At 73.3% G+C, this 15,046-nt stretch carries 16 protein-coding genes; 9 read left to right on the top strand and 7 right to left on the bottom strand.

Annotated features, from left to right (window positions below):
- Positions 1-122 precede the first annotated feature (122 nt).
- Together M1R94_RS08870 and M1R94_RS08875 are read right to left on the bottom strand one after the other, a co-directional pair.
- Positions 123-1,388, bottom strand: coding sequence for an APC family permease (locus M1R94_RS08870; protein WP_249381329.1), 1,266 nt, complete (start codon positions 1,386-1,388; stop codon positions 123-125).
- A 304-nt stretch (positions 1,389-1,692) separates the two neighbouring features.
- Positions 1,693-2,379, bottom strand: a complete 687-nt coding sequence (locus tag M1R94_RS08875; protein WP_249381330.1) for an HAD hydrolase-like protein — start codon at positions 2,377-2,379, stop codon at positions 1,693-1,695.
- Positions 2,380-2,566: 187 nt separating this feature from the next.
- On the opposite strand from M1R94_RS08875, the gene M1R94_RS08880 reads away from it, so the two are divergent.
- The 6 genes from M1R94_RS08880 to M1R94_RS08905 all read left to right on the top strand — a co-directional run bounded on the left by M1R94_RS08880 (position 2,567) and on the right by M1R94_RS08905 (position 6,655).
- Positions 2,567-3,070 (top strand): hypothetical protein, encoded by a 504-nt coding sequence (locus M1R94_RS08880; protein WP_249381331.1) that lies wholly within the window; start codon positions 2,567-2,569, stop codon positions 3,068-3,070.
- 85 nt (positions 3,071-3,155) lie between these two features.
- Positions 3,156-3,857, top strand: coding sequence for a YciI family protein (locus M1R94_RS08885; protein ID WP_249381332.1), 702 nt, complete (start codon positions 3,156-3,158; stop codon positions 3,855-3,857).
- Between the two features lie 5 nt (positions 3,858-3,862).
- Positions 3,863-5,176, top strand: coding sequence for an RNA polymerase sigma factor (locus M1R94_RS08890; RefSeq protein ID WP_249381333.1), 1,314 nt, complete (start codon positions 3,863-3,865; stop codon positions 5,174-5,176).
- 83 nt (positions 5,177-5,259) lie between these two features.
- On the top strand, positions 5,260-5,799 hold the full coding sequence (locus M1R94_RS08895) for a universal stress protein (protein ID WP_249381334.1): 540 nt from the start codon (positions 5,260-5,262) through the stop codon (positions 5,797-5,799).
- Positions 5,790-6,287 (top strand): fluoride efflux transporter FluC, encoded by a 498-nt coding sequence (locus M1R94_RS08900; protein ID WP_374109451.1) that lies wholly within the window; start codon positions 5,790-5,792, stop codon positions 6,285-6,287. Before M1R94_RS08895 ends, M1R94_RS08900 begins: the two co-directional genes overlap by 10 nt.
- Positions 6,284-6,655, top strand: a complete 372-nt coding sequence (locus M1R94_RS08905; RefSeq protein ID WP_249381336.1) for a fluoride efflux transporter FluC — start codon at positions 6,284-6,286, stop codon at positions 6,653-6,655. The genes M1R94_RS08900 and M1R94_RS08905 overlap by 4 nt, the downstream gene beginning before the upstream one ends.
- A 359-nt stretch (positions 6,656-7,014) precedes the next feature.
- On the opposite strand, the gene M1R94_RS08910 is transcribed toward M1R94_RS08905, so the two are convergent.
- Positions 7,015-7,593 carry a hypothetical protein gene (locus tag M1R94_RS08910; RefSeq protein ID WP_249381337.1) on the bottom strand — a complete coding sequence of 193 codons (579 nt, stop codon included), beginning with the start codon at positions 7,591-7,593 and terminating at the stop codon, positions 7,015-7,017.
- Positions 7,594-7,990: 397 nt separating this feature from the next.
- Here M1R94_RS08910 and M1R94_RS08915 point away from each other — a divergent pair, with 397 nt between their 5' ends.
- On the top strand, positions 7,991-8,221 hold the full coding sequence (locus M1R94_RS08915) for an Atg1 family protein (RefSeq protein WP_249381338.1): 231 nt from the start codon (positions 7,991-7,993) through the stop codon (positions 8,219-8,221).
- A gap of 46 nt (positions 8,222-8,267) precedes the next feature.
- Here the strand turns inward: M1R94_RS08915 and M1R94_RS08920 are convergent, their stop codons facing one another.
- Positions 8,268-9,143: a class I SAM-dependent methyltransferase gene (locus M1R94_RS08920; protein WP_249381339.1), complete on the bottom strand. Its 876-nt coding sequence runs from the start codon at positions 9,141-9,143 to the stop codon at positions 8,268-8,270.
- 73 nt (positions 9,144-9,216) lie between these two features.
- Here M1R94_RS08920 and M1R94_RS08925 point away from each other — a divergent pair, with 73 nt between their 5' ends.
- Entirely contained in the window at positions 9,217-11,067 is a 1,851-nt protein-coding gene (locus M1R94_RS08925) for a hypothetical protein (RefSeq protein ID WP_249381340.1), read from the top strand.
- 108 nt (positions 11,068-11,175) lie between these two features.
- On the opposite strand, the gene M1R94_RS08930 is transcribed toward M1R94_RS08925, so the two are convergent.
- The 3 genes from M1R94_RS08930 to M1R94_RS08940 all read right to left on the bottom strand — a co-directional run bounded on the left by M1R94_RS08930 (position 11,176) and on the right by M1R94_RS08940 (position 13,384).
- Complete coding sequence (locus M1R94_RS08930; RefSeq protein WP_249381341.1) at positions 11,176-11,817, bottom strand: dihydrofolate reductase family protein; 642 nt, start codon at positions 11,815-11,817, stop codon at positions 11,176-11,178.
- Between the two features lie 126 nt (positions 11,818-11,943).
- Positions 11,944-12,555: a TetR/AcrR family transcriptional regulator gene (locus M1R94_RS08935; protein WP_249381342.1), complete on the bottom strand. Its 612-nt coding sequence runs from the start codon at positions 12,553-12,555 to the stop codon at positions 11,944-11,946.
- Positions 12,548-13,384: an alpha/beta fold hydrolase gene (locus M1R94_RS08940; protein ID WP_249381343.1), complete on the bottom strand. Its 837-nt coding sequence runs from the start codon at positions 13,382-13,384 to the stop codon at positions 12,548-12,550. Before M1R94_RS08940 ends, M1R94_RS08935 begins: the two co-directional genes overlap by 8 nt.
- Before the next feature lie 104 nt (positions 13,385-13,488).
- Between M1R94_RS08940 and M1R94_RS08945 the strand changes: the two genes are divergently transcribed.
- Positions 13,489-15,018 (top strand): HD domain-containing phosphohydrolase, encoded by a 1,530-nt coding sequence (locus M1R94_RS08945; RefSeq protein ID WP_249381344.1) that lies wholly within the window; start codon positions 13,489-13,491, stop codon positions 15,016-15,018.
- Positions 15,019-15,046 lie beyond the last annotated feature (28 nt).

Below are 15,046 nucleotides of genomic sequence, written 5' to 3' on the forward strand. Positions count from 1 at the left end.
GAGGTGGACGCCCGGCCCGGCCGGGGAGGCGGAGGGCTGGAGCGGCACGTCGCTCACCGGCGCGCCTCGAGTCAACGCGGGGATCGAGCCCGACGGCTTGCGCGCAGACAGACGGGTCGTGGTCAGGTCGTGCGACGTGCCGTCGCGCGCAGATTCCATGTCCGGTAGCCGATGCCGACGGCGAACACGGCCAGTCCTACGAGCACCGAGGAGACCGGCAGGGTGACGACGAGGACGACGCAGGCGATGGCGCCCAGGACCTGCAGCGCCTGGGGGAAGCGGCGGCGGTCGGGGGTCTGGGTGAAGGCCGCGATGTTGGCGACGAGGTAGTACAGCAGCACCCCGAAGGAGGAGAACCCGATGGCGCCTCGGAGGTCCACGGTGAGCACCAGGACGCAGACGACGACCGCGAGGGCGATCTCGGCGTGGTGCGGGACCTGGTGGCGAGGGTGGACACCCGCGAGCCACCGGGGCAGGTCGCCCTGGCGGGCCATGGCGAGGCCGGTCCGCCCCACGCCGGCGATCAGGGCCAGCAGGGCGCCGAGCGCGGCCGTAGCACCTCCGACCCGGACGACCGGTGACGCCCAGCTCCAGGTACTGGCATCCACCGCGGCGGCCAGGGGCGTGGGCGTCGCGGCGGTGCCGTCGGCGCCGAGCACCGCGAGCAGGGTGACGGCGATGGTGGCGTAGACCACGACAGTGATGGCGAGTGCGATGAGGATGGCGCGCGGGATGGTGCGCTCGGGGTCGCGGACCTCTTCACCCATGGTCGCGATGCGGGCGTAGCCGGCGAAGGCGAAGAACAGCAGCCCGGCCGACTGCAGGACGCCGTACCAGCTGCCCTCTGCTGCGTCCCACACCGTCACCTGCGACCACTGCGGGTCCCCTCCGGCGAGGCTGGACAGGACCACGGCAGCCAGCGCGACGAGCACCACCGTCACGATGATGCGCGTGAGCCGGGCGGTGCGGGTGACCCTGCGGTAGTTCACTGCGGCCAGGCATACGACTGCCGCGACGGCTACGGGGCGTTCCCAGCCCGCCGGTGCAGCATAGGCCGCGAAGGTCAGCGCCATCGCGGCGCAGCTGGCCGTCTTGCCGATGACGAACCCCCACCCCGCCAGGAAGCCCCACCACGGGCCGAGCCGCTCGCGGCCGTAGACGTAGGTACCGCCGGAGGTCGGGTACTGCGCAGCGAGCTGAGCCGAGGCCGTCGCGTTCGTGTACGCCACGAACGCCGCCAGCGCCAACCCGAGGAGGAGACCCGCACCGGCCGCCTGTGCCGCCGGCGCGAAAGCGGCGAAGACCCCGGCGCCGACCATCGACCCCACGCCGATGACGACAGCGTCACCCGTACCCAGGCGCCGGGCGAGGACTCCGTGTCCGCTCATCAGGCGACCACCCCTGCCGCGCGGCGCGCGGATCCCGTCCCTGGTGCCGCGCTCACCTCTGGCGTCGACTCGATCAACGTCGTGTCGCCCATCGCGGCTCCTCCCGGTCCCGTACCCGACGAGCGGCATCGTATGTCGACATCGAGCGGCGGGGCCGGGGCGATCCATGTCGCCACGCGGACGTCCGACCCCGACGTCCGGTCCGTGACCGACGCTGCTGGTGAGGCTGGCACACGCCGGCCGAGCAGCACCCCGAGGCTCACCAGACCCGCCGCCGCGAGGCCGGCCACCGTGTCGGCTGACCTCAGTGGACGCCAGGTGCCGTGCCGAGCACCAGGTGCTCGACGTCGTCGGGCGTCCGGGCGGTGTGGGTGGCGCCTGCCGCCAGCAGCTCGTCGCGGGTCCCGTAGCCGTAGAGGACGCCGATGCAGTCGATGTCGTTGGCCTGGGCGGCGTGGACGTCGTGCTCGCGGTCGCCGATCATGACGACCCGGTCGCGTGGCACGGCGAGGCGGGCCAGTGCGGCGGCCAGCGTCACGTCCTTGGTGACGACCTCGTCGGGGGCTCGGCCGCTGACGAGGTCGACCAGCCCGCGCAGCCCGGTGCTGAGCAGCGCCTGCTCGGCGAACGGTTGGATCTTCGCGGTGACGACGCTGACGGCCACGCCGGCGTCCCTCAGGCGCCGAAGCAGCGACGCTACGCCGTCGTAGGCGCGGTACTGGTCCAGGCCCTGGCGTTGGTAGGACTCGCGGTAGTGCCGGACGGCGGCGGTGACCTGCTCGGCGTCCAGGGCGTAGTAGTCGCGGAACGAGTGCTCCAGCGGTGGCCCGACGAAGCGCCGCAGGGCTGCGGGATCCTGCTCGTCGATACCCAGGCGCGCCAGCGCGTGCTGAGCGGCCGAGGTGATGCCCGTCCCGGGATCGCACAGCGTGCCGTCGATGTCGAACAGCGCCACGTCGTACCGCGGGCCTCGAGCAGCCGTGTCAGCCACGCGTCTTCCCTCCGTCGGTGATGCCTCGTGCCGTGCGAGACCTGCCCATACCACCACATGAACCTCCCCCGGCCGGGCGGGCCGGCCGGCGTGAGTCGGGGGCGTCTGGCGATGTCACACCTGAGGTGCGCCGTGCTCTTGAGGGGCGAGGGCCCGGTGCCGTGCCGACGCCCGGTGGAGGGACGCCATGCAGGCATCGACCCGCTCCGTGCGCTACTGGCTGCGCCGCTACCTGCCCAACGAGATCGCGGGGACCCTGGGCGCCGTCGGAGGCGCGTGGCTCGCCTACCGCATGAGTGGATCGCTCGTCGTCGCCGCGGGCGCCGGGACGGTCGCCGAGGCAGTCGCGTTCTACGGCGTGGCCTACGCCCGAGCCCTGCGGGTCGAGCTCCGGGCGCATCGGTCGGTCGCGCGCCGGCACGCGGTGCTGCGGACGGCGGCGCTGACCGTGGTCGAGTTCGGGCCGGCCGAGGTGGTCGACTCCCTGCTCGTGCGACCGGGCCTGCTCTGGATCGGTCCGATGCTCACCGGCACCACCCCCGTCGTCGGGTGGCTGCTCGGCAAGCTCGCGGCCGACGCCGTGTTCTACCTGATCGCCGCGCGGTCCCACCTGCTCACCCGGTCTGGTGCCACCTCGACGTCCGACGGTCGTCCCAGGGCTGTCGCGCGCGCCGGCGCCGTGGCAGATTGACGCCGCGGCGGGTGTCCTCGTGGGGCCACCGTGTGCGTCGGAGGGGTGAGCCGGCCGGACGGGCCGGGACGACGAAGGAGCGACCATGACCTACCTGATGATCGTGCGGGTACCCGAGGACGCCGAGCCGACCCCCCAGGACGCGAGTCCCGAGGCGTGGTTCGAAGACGTCACGCGCCGCGGTGTGCACCTGGCAGGGGACCGGCTGCGCCCGCCGTCCGACGCGACGTGCGTCCGCGTGCGCGACGGCGAGACCGTGGTCACCCACGGGCCGTTCGTCGAGATCGCCGAGCAGATCGCCGGCTTCGACCTGCTGCAGGTCGCGGACCTCGAGGAGGCGGTCGGCGTGGCGGGGGCGCACCCCGTGGCCCGTTTCGGCGCGCTCGAGCTGCGCGAGCTCGTGCCGCACGACGACGACCCGGCAGGCGGCGCGAACGCGGTCCTGGAGGGCGCTGCCACCTACCTGCTGCTCATGGGCCGCGAGCCCGGTTCGCCCACGCCCGCTCCCCAGGACGCGGGCTCTCCCGTCGGGTGGATCCAGGAGATGCGCGGACGTGACGTCGACCGTGGTGGCTCGCTGCTCGCGCCGCCGGACCGCACCGTGACCGTGCGGGTGCGAGGCGGTGAGGTCGTGCTCGCGCGCGGCCCGTTCGCCCAGCTCCCCGAGCAGGTCGACGGGTACAACCTCATCGACGCCGCAGACCTCGACGAGGCCCTCGAGGTCGCCGCCGCGCACCCGGCTGCGCGGCACGGCGTCGTCGAGATCCGCCCCATGTGGCCCCTCTGACCCAGGTGGGTGCTTCCCGCGCCGCCGCGTCCCCGGGACGGTCCGACGACGCCGTGCCCGCGCCGTCGCGTCCCGGCCCGGCCCTGACGCGGGCGTTCGCCGACGAGTGGGGCCGGGTCGTCGCGACGCTGGTGCGTGTCACCGGGGACTGGGCGCTCGCGGAGGACGCCGCGCAGGACGCCTTCGGGAGCGCGGCGGTGAGCTGGGAGCGCGACGGCGTGCCGGACCGTCCGGGGGCGTGGCTCATGACGGCAGCACGGAACGCGGCGCTCGACCGGATGCGCCGCGACGCGTCGCAGCGCCGCCGTCTCGCCGACCACGCGGTCCTCGCGCGCGGCCGCGACGACGGCACGGCGCCCCTCGCGGACGTCGAGGAGGAGGGGGACGAGGTGCCCGACGACCGGTTGCGGCTCATCGTCACGTGCTGCCACCCCGCCCTGCCGCTCGACGCGCGCGTCGCGCTGACGCTGCGGACCCTGTGCGGGCTGACCGTGGAGGACATCGCCCGTGCGTTCGGCACCACGGACGCGGCGATGGCCAAGCGACTGGTCCGCGCCCGGCAGAAGATCGCGCACGCCCGCATCCCCTACCGGGTGCCGCGAGGCCCCGAGCTCGGCGGACGCCTGCCAGGTCTGCTGGCGGTGCTGTACCTGCTGTACACCGAGGGGTACGCGCCGACGTCGGGTGACGCCGTCGTGCGTGGCGAGCTCACCGGGGAGGCCGTGCGCCTCACCCGTGCACTCGCCGGTCTGGTCCCGGACGAGCCCGAGGTGCACGGGCTGCTCGCCCTCGAGCTCCTCCACGAGTCCCGGCGCACCGCCCGGCAGACGCCCGACGGCGACGTCGTGCCGTTCGACGAGCAGGACCGGTCGCTGTGGGACGGGGACCTGGTGCGCGAGGGCCTCGCGGCGCTCGCGGTCGCCCGCGCGGTCGACCGGCCCGCCGGCCCGTACGTGCTGCAGGCGGAGATCGCGGCGTGCCACGCGACCGCCGCGACACCCGCCACGACCGACACGCGGCGGGTCGTCGTCCTGTACGACGCGCTCGTGCGGATCCAGCCGACACCTCACGTGCGGCTCGGGCGGGCGATGGCCGTCGCGGCGGCGGACGGGCCCGCCGCGGGGCTCGCGCTGCTGCCCGGCCTCGCTGACGACCTCGCGGGCTCACACCTGCTCCCCGCCGCCGAGGCGGACCTCGAACGTCGCCTGGGCCGGGTCGACCGTGCCGCCGATGCCTACCGGCGCGCGCTGGAAATGGCCCCGAGCGGGCCGACGCGACGGTTCCTGGAGCGCCGGCTCACCGAGGTCACGCCCGCGTAGCCACGGGGGCCGGGCCGGGGCGGCAGAATGGGGCCGACCGGCACGATCGTCGAGCAGTCCGCACCACAGATCCGGAGGAGAGGATGACAGGCCAGTCGGTCCCTCAGCCCAGCACGGATCGCATCGTGGACCCGCGCAACCATCCGCTGGTGGTCGGCCTGGTTCCCGGGCAGCCCGAGCTCGTCCTTCGGACGGCCGCGCGGTGGTCCCGCACCCTGGGCGCCGCGCTGTACTGCGCGTACGCGGACCCCTCGCGCTTCACCGTGGAGGAGTTCGACGACGGCACGGTCCGCCACGCCCCGGTCGACCCGGACTCCGTGGAGGACTCCTGGAAGGCCCGGGAGCGGGACATCGAGGACTTCGTGGCGACCGTGCTGCGGGACGAGGGCGTCGAGTGGCACACCCGCTACCTCGCGGGCAGGCCGGACCGTGCCCTGACGCACCTGGCGCGGGCCGTCGACGCGAGCGCCTTCGTGGTCGGCACCAGGGCCCCCGGGGTGGGCGCGCGGGTCCGGGAGCTCGTCGAGGGGTCGGTCGCGGTGCACCTCTCGCACCATCAGCACCGGCCCGTCCTCGTGGTGCCGCTCGAGGTCGTCGACTGGAAGGTGACGGTGTGGCGTTGAGCCCTCGTCCGATGCACCTGCGGGCACCGCTGATCCTGCTCGTCGCCGTGGGAGGAGCCGTCGGCAGCGGTGCCCGCTACTGGCTGTCGGGGACGCTGAGCCTTCCCCACGGCCTGCCGGTGGCCACCCTCGTCGAGAACGTCGTCGGTGCCTTCCTCCTGGGTGTGCTGCTCGAGGCACTGCTCCGGCAGGGGCCCGAGACGGAGCGCATCCGTCTCCTGCGGCTCGGGCTCGGCACCGGTCTGCTGGGTGGCTTCACGACCTTCAGCACCCTCGCGCTCGAGGTCGAGCGCTTCCTGGCAGAGGGCAGTCCGGCACTCGCCGTCGGGTACGGGCTGGGCAGCATGATCCTGGGTGCACTGGCTGCGGTGCTCGGGATTGCGGTCGGCGCGTGGGGGATGCGACGGCGTGGTCGGACGGCGTCGACCAGCCACGAGGACCCGTCGCTCGAGGGCTCCATCGAGACAGGCAAGGACCTGCCGACGTGATCGCTCTGCTGGTCGCCCTGTTCGGTGGCCTGGGCGCAGCGCTGCGGTTCGTCGTCGACGGTGCGGTTCGGGCCCGGTGGTCGGGGGTCGGCCCGCTGGCGACGGTCGTCGTCAACATCAGCGGCTCGTGGATCCTCGGGCTCGTCGTCGGCATCCAGCTGTTCCAGGGGTTCTCATCGGTGTGGTTCACCGCCGTGACGATCGGGCTGTGCGGGGGGTACACGACGTTCTCGACGGCGTCCGTCGAGGTCGCACGCCTCCTGCAGGCCGGTGAGGTGCGTGCCGCGGTGCTCAACGCGCTCGGCGGCCTGGCGGCCTGTGTGGGCGCGGTCGCCCTAGGCCTGTGGATAGCCTGGATCGCCTCGTAACCGGTCCCCTCCCCGCTCCCTCCCTCCCTCCCTCCCTCCCTCCCTCCCCGTCCCGCGCGCCCTGGGTCACCCGCGGTCCCGAGATCGGGCTTTCCGCCGCTTCCCGAGTCGGGAAAGCGACGGAAAGCCCGATCTCGACGTGTACTGCGTGCGGACCGAAGGGACCGGGTGGGGCGTGACGTGGGTGACCGGACCTCCCAGCACGTCGGCCAGGACCCTGCATCCAGCGGTGGCCCAGGCGGCGCCGGTGCTCACCGGCGCATCGTGGGGTCACGGCGGCCTCGGGGGCTCCCGTGCCCCCACCCGACCAGCGGCGAGTGAGTCACCGGCCGGGAGAGCCGGTGACCGGAGTGCCCGGCTCAGACCGTGCCCGGTGCTGCCTGAGCCTCGGGGGCGGGAGGCTCCTGTGCAGCGGGCCGATCGTCGTCGGAGGGCACCGGCGCCGCGCTCACCCGAGCTGCCGCGAAGGCGCCGCGGAGTGTCGTGAACGAGCCGAGGGCGCCGAAGCCGACGGCCCACGCGAAGTCGGGGAGATAGTCCGGGAGGGCCTCGGGCAGGAGCGTCCCGAGCGTGGGCCAGAACTCACCGTGCGTGAAGGCACCCCAGGCGCCGAGTCCGCTGACCTCTCCGAGCCCCTGCGCGGCGTCGAGCACGATCCCGCTGAAGAAGGCCAGCAGCAGGGTCACCGCCGTGACGGCGAGCACGATCAGCGCACCTGTGCGGCTGACCAGCCCCGCTCCTCGCAGGTACAGGCGCAGCGCGAGGTAGGCGACCAGTGCACCGACGAGCGAGGCGATGAACCCGAAGCTCCACAGGACGACCCAGACCACGACGCCCACCGGAATGGTCAGCAGGGCCGCGAGCGTCCCGCGCCCGAGGTTGGCACGAGCGGGCTCGGAGGTCGGTGAAACGGCAGGCGGAACGGCGTTGACGGACATGGGAACCCCCCTGGTGGCCCGGGAGAGCCCCGGGCGAGCAGCACGACGCTAGTGGGGCCGGGGGTCTCCGCGTGCAGGATTCACCCGAATGATGTATTGGGGCATTCCTGCAGGTCACGGCGCTCGATCGCGGCGGACATGAGGTCCGGGAACAGGTCCGGGGTGCAGGCGAACGCCGGCATCCGGGTCTGCGCCGATCACACCGGGGCCAGCACTGCGCCGCTCGAGCGGCTCTCATGACTGCGAGCTGTCCGCCGCACGATCCAGCGCTTCGGTCACCGCGGCGATCACGGAGTCGACGTCGATCGGCCCCTCGTGCCGGAGACCGTCGATGAAGTGGGTCGGCGCCTGGCTCAGGGCTGCGCCCGGAGGTGGTGGCCGAGCTGATGAGCGGGAGATGCTCTGGTTGGTCATGTCGGGCGACCAGGGAGCGACCGTGCGGCAGCTGGGCCTCGCTGACAGCGGCCTCAACCGGGTGCGTCATGTGGTGCGGTGGATCAGGGAGCGGTACGCCGAGCCGGTCCGGGTCGAGGACCTCGCCCGGCTGCAGGAGGCACGCCTGCGGCTCGTCGCACACCCCGGCGACGTGACCGGAACCGCCTACGCCGTCGGTGGGGTGAGCACCTGAGGCGCGTGCGGGCCCGTCGGGGGCGCGCTGGGTGTCGCGCGGACGTTCAGCGTCGCCGGGCGGTCAGCGTGAACGTCGCCGGGAGGCGTTCGGGGCGCTCGCGCAGCCGGTACTCGCCGACCTCCTCGTCCAGGACCATCAGTCCGGGAAGGGCGTCCCAGGGGGCGCTGTCGTGCTCGGTCAGCGAGGTCAGCTCGAGGTCCGCGTCCAGGAGCGCGGTGACGATCTCGCCGAGGCCGTGGTTCCACTCCATCGAACGGGGCTGGGCGACCTTGTCGACACCCGCGTAGCTGTACTCGTCGTCCCAGACCAGCGGGTCGGGCTGCTCGAAGTACGGGAGCTCGAGTGCGGGGGTCAGGCCTCCCGGGCCGGTGATCCACTGCTGCTGCTGGCGGTCGACGTGCTCGGCGCCCACCGTCATCGCGAGCGTGGACAGCAGCACCGGGTGGCCGTCGCGGATGAACAGGCGCCCGCCCGGGCGCAGCAGGTCGGCGACCGTCCGCGCCCAGCGGCGGATGTCCGGCAGCCAGCAGATGGCGCCGATCCCGGTGTAGACGAGGTCGAAGCGCCGGCCCTCGAGCGCGTCGGGTGCCGCGTACACGTCGGACCGGACGTACTCGATGTCCGCGCCCGCGCGCTGCGCCAGGCTCCGCGCCTCGTCGAGCGACGCGCCCGACAGGTCCACACCCGTCACGCGCGCGCCCAGCCGCGCCAGGCTCAGGGTGTCGGTGCCGATGTGGCACTGCAGGTGGACGACGTCCAGACCGGTGACGTCCCCCAGGCGTGGACGGTCGAACTCGACGACGCTCGACAGCTGGGCCGGGTCGGCGAGCAGCCCGTCGATCCCGTAGCCCTCCGCATGGACCGACGCGCGGCTGTCCCAGTTCGAGCGGTTGACGTCCAGGTACTCCTCGGCAGGCACCCGCCGGACGGTAGCAGCGCGGCCGGGTGGGTCGCGGCCCTGGACCGGGTCAGCGGCGAGGATTAGCGTCGGCATGGACGTCGTCCGACGCACTGGGGGCGCGATGATCCTCGAAGCCCGCAAGGCTCCGGGGTCCGCGAGCGCCCCCGGTCCGGTGGAGTCCGAGGCGTCCATGCCCGACCCCGCCCGTCGGTCCACGCACGGGGGCGCCGCGCTCCACGACCTGCTCGCCGGCTACGCCAGCGTGCTACGGGCCGGCGAGGAGTGCCGGGGGCTCCTCTGGATCCGCACCCGCCCGCCGACGTCCTCGCCGTGGGCGCGGTGGGTCCGCCTTCCGCACCCGACCCTCGGGCTGAGGTGGATGGTGGTGCGGCACGTGACCCGTTCGGTCGATGCGCTGTCCCGCTCCTACGCCCGCAGGGCCGCGCTCGGCGAGCTCGACGCCCAGGGGCTCCACGAGCGCCAGGTGCTGGCCGACTTCCGCGCCGGGCTCCCTCCGGTCCCCTGGAAGGCCATCGTCCTGGTCTCAGCTCTCGCCGGACTGGTCATCACCCGTGCGCTCGCCGCCGTGCTGGGCTCGGAGGCGCTGCGGGGGGTGTTCGTGCTCTTCGGCGCCGCCGGGCCTCCCGACTCCGCGGGAGGTGTCGAGGTCCTCGCCCGCGTGATCACCATCGTGGGCAGCTTCGCGTCGGTGAACCTGAGCGACGCCGCGGTGGTCCTGACGGACTGGGAGGGTGTCGAGCTCGCGGATGCCCTCATCCTGCTGGGGTTCGTCGTTCTCGCGACGTATCTCGTCCTGCGGTCGATGTCTGCGGTGTTCCGCGTCAAGCGGATGCTCTTCAACCTGTGCGACGAGCCGCCCGTCCGCCTGGCGCGCACGACGTCGACGTGGCACGTGCCGCGCTCCACCGGCGTGTACGCCCACGAGCGGGACGTCTTCCGCCGCGCCGGGTGCGTGGCACCCAGGGAGCCGATGCTGGACCTGGGCGTGAGCCTGCTGGCGGTCGCCCTCGTCGCGGGTGTGATCGCGGCGGCGGTCGCGGTGGACCTCGAGGTGGTCCTGACTCCCAGCGGGCTGTTCATCCTCGCCTACGTGGTGCTGCTCCCGGCCGCCCGCTTCTGGTGGTTGGTCCAGGCTGCTCGGGCGCGGCGTGGCCCGTCGCCGGACGCGGTGCCTCAGGTGCTCGTCCTGCCGGCGACGGCCAGGGTGGTGGACCGCAGGTCGCCGCTCGAGGTGCTGGCTCTGGTGGTGGTGGCCCAGGTGGTCCTCTTCGCCGCCTGGGAGGCGTTCCTCCCGTTCTGGCTCCTGCCCTCGACGGTGTGCATGGCGATCCTCGTGCGCCTGCGGAGCCAGGCGGTGGCCACCGCGAAGGAGGTCAGCGCGCAGTCCGTCGATCCTTCCCTCCGTCGTCGACCGCTGGTCGGGTACGGGGCCGTGGTGGCGTCGTTCGCCGCCCTCCCGCTCGTCGTCGCCGTCGTCACCCGGCGAGCCGTGGTCGCAGGCGTGGTCAGGGGTCGTGTGCTCGGCGTTGCCCGGGCGCTCGCGGGGCTCTGGGTCCTGTCCATACTCCTCACGGTGGTCGTGGGTATCGGCCTCGAAGCGGCGGCCACCGTCGCCGAGGACCCGGGGCTTGCGGGCGAGGCATTGATGGCCGAGCTGCTCGTGATCGGCATGTTCCTCCTGCTGGCCAGCGTGGCGGTCGCCGGCGCCCTGGTGCAGCACGTCGTCAACGAGGAGGTCGCCCGGCACGCGGTGGCGTGGCCCGCCGGGACGATCCCCGCGGCGTTCACGGCCGAGTTCCACGTGCCGCCCTCGTGGCCCGCCCCGCCCTCCGGCTGGCGCCCGGGACCGGGCTTCGCCCCTGAACCCGAGTGGGGGCCGGCGCCCGAGGGCTGGCAGTTCTGGCACGTCAGGCCGCGGTGAGCCCGCAGCAGGCATCATCGTCCCCGACGCAGCACGGTGAGCCTGCGTGGCGGAGGCGGCCATGCCGGCGAGGGCGACGTGGGGTCGCACCGACCGCGTCCTGCCACCTCAGCCGTCGTGTGCGGCCCCGTGATCGGGCTCGCTCATGTCTCCCGTGCGGGGTGCGCCCTCGCCGCGCGCGTAGCGCAGGTGGACGGTGCCCTGCGGGCCGGCGGCCGGGGGCTCGAGGAGCGTGAGGTTGGTGGGTACCGCGCCGCCGTCGAACACCTTCTTCCCGACGCCGAGGACGATCGGGTGCACCCAGAGGTCGAGGCGGTCGAACAGCTGCTCGCGGAGCAGGGACTGCACCAGGTTCAGGCTCCCGACGACCTTGACGTGCTCGTGCCGGTCACGGATCTCGTGGACCGCGCCCGCCAGGTCCGGACCGAGCTGCGTGGACCCCTCCCACGAGAGGTCGGGCCTGCCGCGCGACGCCACGTACTTCGGGATGCCGTTGAAGAGCCGGGCGATCCAGCTGGCGTCACCGTCCTGGTGCGGCCAGTAGGCCGAGAAGATGTCGTGCGTGCGGCGGCCGAGCAGCAGGGCGTCGGTGCCTTCGTACGCGGAACGGATCTGCGCGCCGGCGACGTCGTCGAGCAGGGGCGCCTGCCACCCGCCGAACGGGAAGCCCAGAGGGTCCTCGTCGGGACGGCCTGGCGACTGCCCGACGAGGTCGAGGGTCGCGAACAGCTCGATGTGGACAAGGCCCATGCCGGCTCCCGAGGTGTGGTCGTCCTGGTGTCGTGAGGTAGACCTCCGGGCGCGGTCGAACTCATCGCACGGCAGCACCACGGCGGGTCGCACGGGTCCTGAGCGGGGCCGTGCGGAGACCCAGGGTCAGGCGGGGTCGACGCCGGTGGAGCGGGTCATCTCGGGAAGGTCGACATCGGTCCATCGGTCGAGCGTGAGGATGAAGCCCTCGACGAGCCGCTCGAAGCTACGGTCGATGTCGGCGCTGAGGGCGAAACCGCCCTGGGCCTCGAGCGAGACGAACCCGTGCAGGGTCGAGCGGAACGCGCGGATGACGTCGATCGCGTCGTCGCCCTCGAGCTCGTAGGCCGCCAGGACGTCGGCGATCACCTGGACGGCCGCGAGGGACGTGGCCTCGCTCTCGAGGTCGCCGGGTGCCGGCATCGCGTGGGAGGCCTCGTACCGGGCGGGATGCAGCAGCGCCCAGCCCCGGTAGGCGTGGGACATCGCGCGGATGGCGTCATCTCCCGAGCGGCCGACCGCGGCTCGTGCGAGCACGGTGCCCAGCTCGCGCTTGGCCTGGATCGAGATGCTGCGGTGCAGGCCGGCCAGCGAGTCGATGTGCTTGTAGAGCGAGGGCTGGCGGACGCCGAGGCGCGTGGCGAGGGCTGCGAGGGTGAGCCGGCTCAGACCGACCTCGTCGGCCATCACGGCCGCCGCGTCGACCACGTTCTCGCGGGTCAGGCCGGCCCTAGGCACGGTGGACGGTCCTGCCCAGGAAGTCCAGCACGGCAGCGGTGGTGGTCTCGGGCTGCTGGGACTGGGGGTAGTGGCCGGCCTCGGCGACCATCACCGTCTCGCCGTTCAGGGTCTCGGCGATCCAGCGGGCCTCGGCGGCGGGGTCCTTGAAGTCCGGGTCGCGCTCGCCCATGACCACCAGGACGGGGGTGCTCACGGCACCGAGCCGCGCCTGCGCGGGGGCGTGGTCGGTCTGCCTCGTGGTGAGCGAGAACGCCGTGCCGTACCCGGGTCGGCGCAGGCTCGCGATCACGGACGCACGGTACTCGTCGAAGTCGGTGGGCTTCTTCCCGGCGTAGAGCGTGGGCAGGTAGCCCTTCCACATGGTGGCCACCCACAGGGGCGCCATCATCGTCCGGAACAGGGCCATCATCAGCGCGCTGGTCGGAGGGTTGCGGACGAAGGGGCCGACCAGCACCAGGCCGTCGACCTGCGTGGGGTGGTCGGCCGCGAGGATGACCCCGGCTCCGGCGGCCAGCGAGTTGCCGACGACGACGGCCGATCCGCCGAGCTCGGTGATCAGGGCACTGATGTCGGAGGCTGTCTCGACGTCGCCGTAGGCGGAGAAGGTGGGGTCGCTGTCGCCGTGGCCGCGCAGGTCGGTGGTCGCGACCCGGTACCCGGCCTCGACGAGCGCGGGGGCCAGGAAACGGTACGACGACCGGAGGTCGCCCATGCCGGGGACGAGCACCAGGAGCGGCCCGGTACCGCGGACGTCGTAGGCGATCCTCCCCTCGGGGCGGGCGAGGTACTGGGTGGTCGGGACCGGGACTGCGGGGCGTGAGGTCATGTGGCTATCTTGCATTCCGCTGTGGCTAGTGTCAATAGCTAAAGCAGTGTCCTCGGGTCGGCTCCGCGACGCCCAGGGCGCAGCCGCTGTGTCACAGTGGTCAGGTGTTCCGCTTGCTGGAGCTCCTCGGCGGCCTGTCCGTCGCGACCGACCTGGGTACGGGCGCGCCCCCCGAGGAGTCGCTCACGAGGGCCCTGGTCGCGACGAGGCTCGCGCGCGCCGCCGGCTGCGACGAGGCCGTCATCAGCGACGTGATCTACACCTCCCTCCTCCAGCACCTCGGCTGCACGGCGTACTCGCACGAGAGCGCAGCACTGTGGGGCGATGACGTCGCGGTGGTGCGGCTGGCCTTCCTGACCGACCTCACCGCATCGACCCAGGTGTGGCGGCGGTGGGTGCCCGGTGTGGCGGAAGCCACCGGGACCTCCCGGCTGCGCGTCCTGGCGACCACCCTGTCGGCCGGCAGGAAGGTCGACCTCGAGGGTGCCCGGGCGACCTGCGAGGTCGCCCGGGACGCCTCCAGGCAGCTCGGGCTCCCCCCGACCGTGCAGGAGGGTCTCCTGCACACCATGACGATGTGGAACGGCAAGGGCTTCCCGCCGTCGAGAGGGACGGACATCCCCACCAGCACCCGGGTCATGCAGGTCGCGGCGGTCGCGGTCCTGTTCGCGCTGCACGCGGACCAGGACGAGGCGGTCGCCCAGGTGCGCCACCGGGCGGGGGAGTACCTCGACCCCGACCTCGCCGACGTGTTCCTGCGCCGCCCTCGGGAGATGCTCGAGGGGCTCGACGAGGTCGACGCCTACCGATCCGTGCTGGACTCGGAACCGGATCCGGTCCCCTTCGTCGACGACGCGGAGACCGAGGCGGTCGCGCGGACCTTCGGCCACCTCGTGGACCTGAAGAGCCCCTGGTTGCACGGCCACTCGGCCGGGGTGGCCGAGCTGGCCGCGACGGCGGCCCACGCCATGGGACTGGACGACCAGGTCTCGACCGTGCGGATCGCCGGTCACCTGCACGACCTCGGACGGATCGGGGTATCCAGCCGCATCTGGGACAAGGCCACCCCGAGCCAGACCGAGCGTGACCAGGCACGGCTCCACCCCTACTACAGCGAACGGATCCTCGCGAGGATCCCTGCCCTCGCCGACGCCGCGCGGCTGGCCGGGCAGCATCACGAGCGCTGCGACGGCAGCGGCTACCACCGGGGGCTCGGGGCGGCACAGCTCACCCTCGCGTCTCGCGTGCTGGGGGTGGCGGACGCCTACCGCTGCCTCGTCGAGGGTCGACCCGACCAGCCTGCCCTGGACGGCGACCGGGCGGCCGAGAGGATCACGGACGAGGCCAGGGCGGGGGGCCTGGACGGCGACGCCGTGGCCGGTGTGCTGAGCGCCGTCGGCCGCGGGCGTGGGGGGCGACGAGCGCTCCCGGGAGGGCTCACCTCGCGGCAGGTCGAGGTGCTCCGCCTGGTCTCGGCGGGGATGTCCAACCGCGAGATCGCCGATCGCCTCACGATCTCCCCCCGGACCGCCGAGCACCACGTCCAGGACATCTACACCAGGATCGGGGTCGCCTCCCGGGCCGGCGCGGCGCTCTTCGCCATGGAGCACGGACTGGTCGACAAACACTGGTAGCCCTACCCATGTGGCGGGATCGGCCGCG

It is taken from the genome of Actinotalea alkalitolerans, from assembly GCF_023369855.1.
Classification (GTDB): Bacteria; Actinomycetota; Actinomycetes; order Actinomycetales; family Cellulomonadaceae; genus Actinotalea.

What these genes read in the sequence shown, in the direction of transcription:
- M1R94_RS08930 (WP_249381341.1), bottom strand. Translation starts at nt 11,817, where the DNA reads ATGGGCCTTGTCCACATCGAGCTGTTCGCGACCCTCGACCTCGTCGGG.
- M1R94_RS08895 (WP_249381334.1), top strand. Translation starts at nt 5,260, where the DNA reads ATGACAGGCCAGTCGGTCCCTCAGCCCAGCACGGATCGCATCGTGGAC.
- M1R94_RS08880 (WP_249381331.1), top strand. Translation starts at nt 2,567, where the DNA reads ATGCAGGCATCGACCCGCTCCGTGCGCTACTGGCTGCGCCGCTACCTG.
- M1R94_RS08915 (WP_249381338.1), top strand. Translation starts at nt 7,991, where the DNA reads ATGCTCTGGTTGGTCATGTCGGGCGACCAGGGAGCGACCGTGCGGCAG.
- M1R94_RS08910 (WP_249381337.1), bottom strand. Translation starts at nt 7,593, where the DNA reads ATGTCCGTCAACGCCGTTCCGCCTGCCGTTTCACCGACCTCCGAGCCC.
- M1R94_RS08925 (WP_249381340.1), top strand. Translation starts at nt 9,217, where the DNA reads ATGGACGTCGTCCGACGCACTGGGGGCGCGATGATCCTCGAAGCCCGC.
- M1R94_RS08870 (WP_249381329.1), bottom strand. Translation starts at nt 1,388, where the DNA reads ATGAGCGGACACGGAGTCCTCGCCCGGCGCCTGGGTACGGGTGACGCT.
- M1R94_RS08885 (WP_249381332.1), top strand. Translation starts at nt 3,156, where the DNA reads ATGACCTACCTGATGATCGTGCGGGTACCCGAGGACGCCGAGCCGACC.
- M1R94_RS08940 (WP_249381343.1), bottom strand. Translation starts at nt 13,384, where the DNA reads ATGACCTCACGCCCCGCAGTCCCGGTCCCGACCACCCAGTACCTCGCC.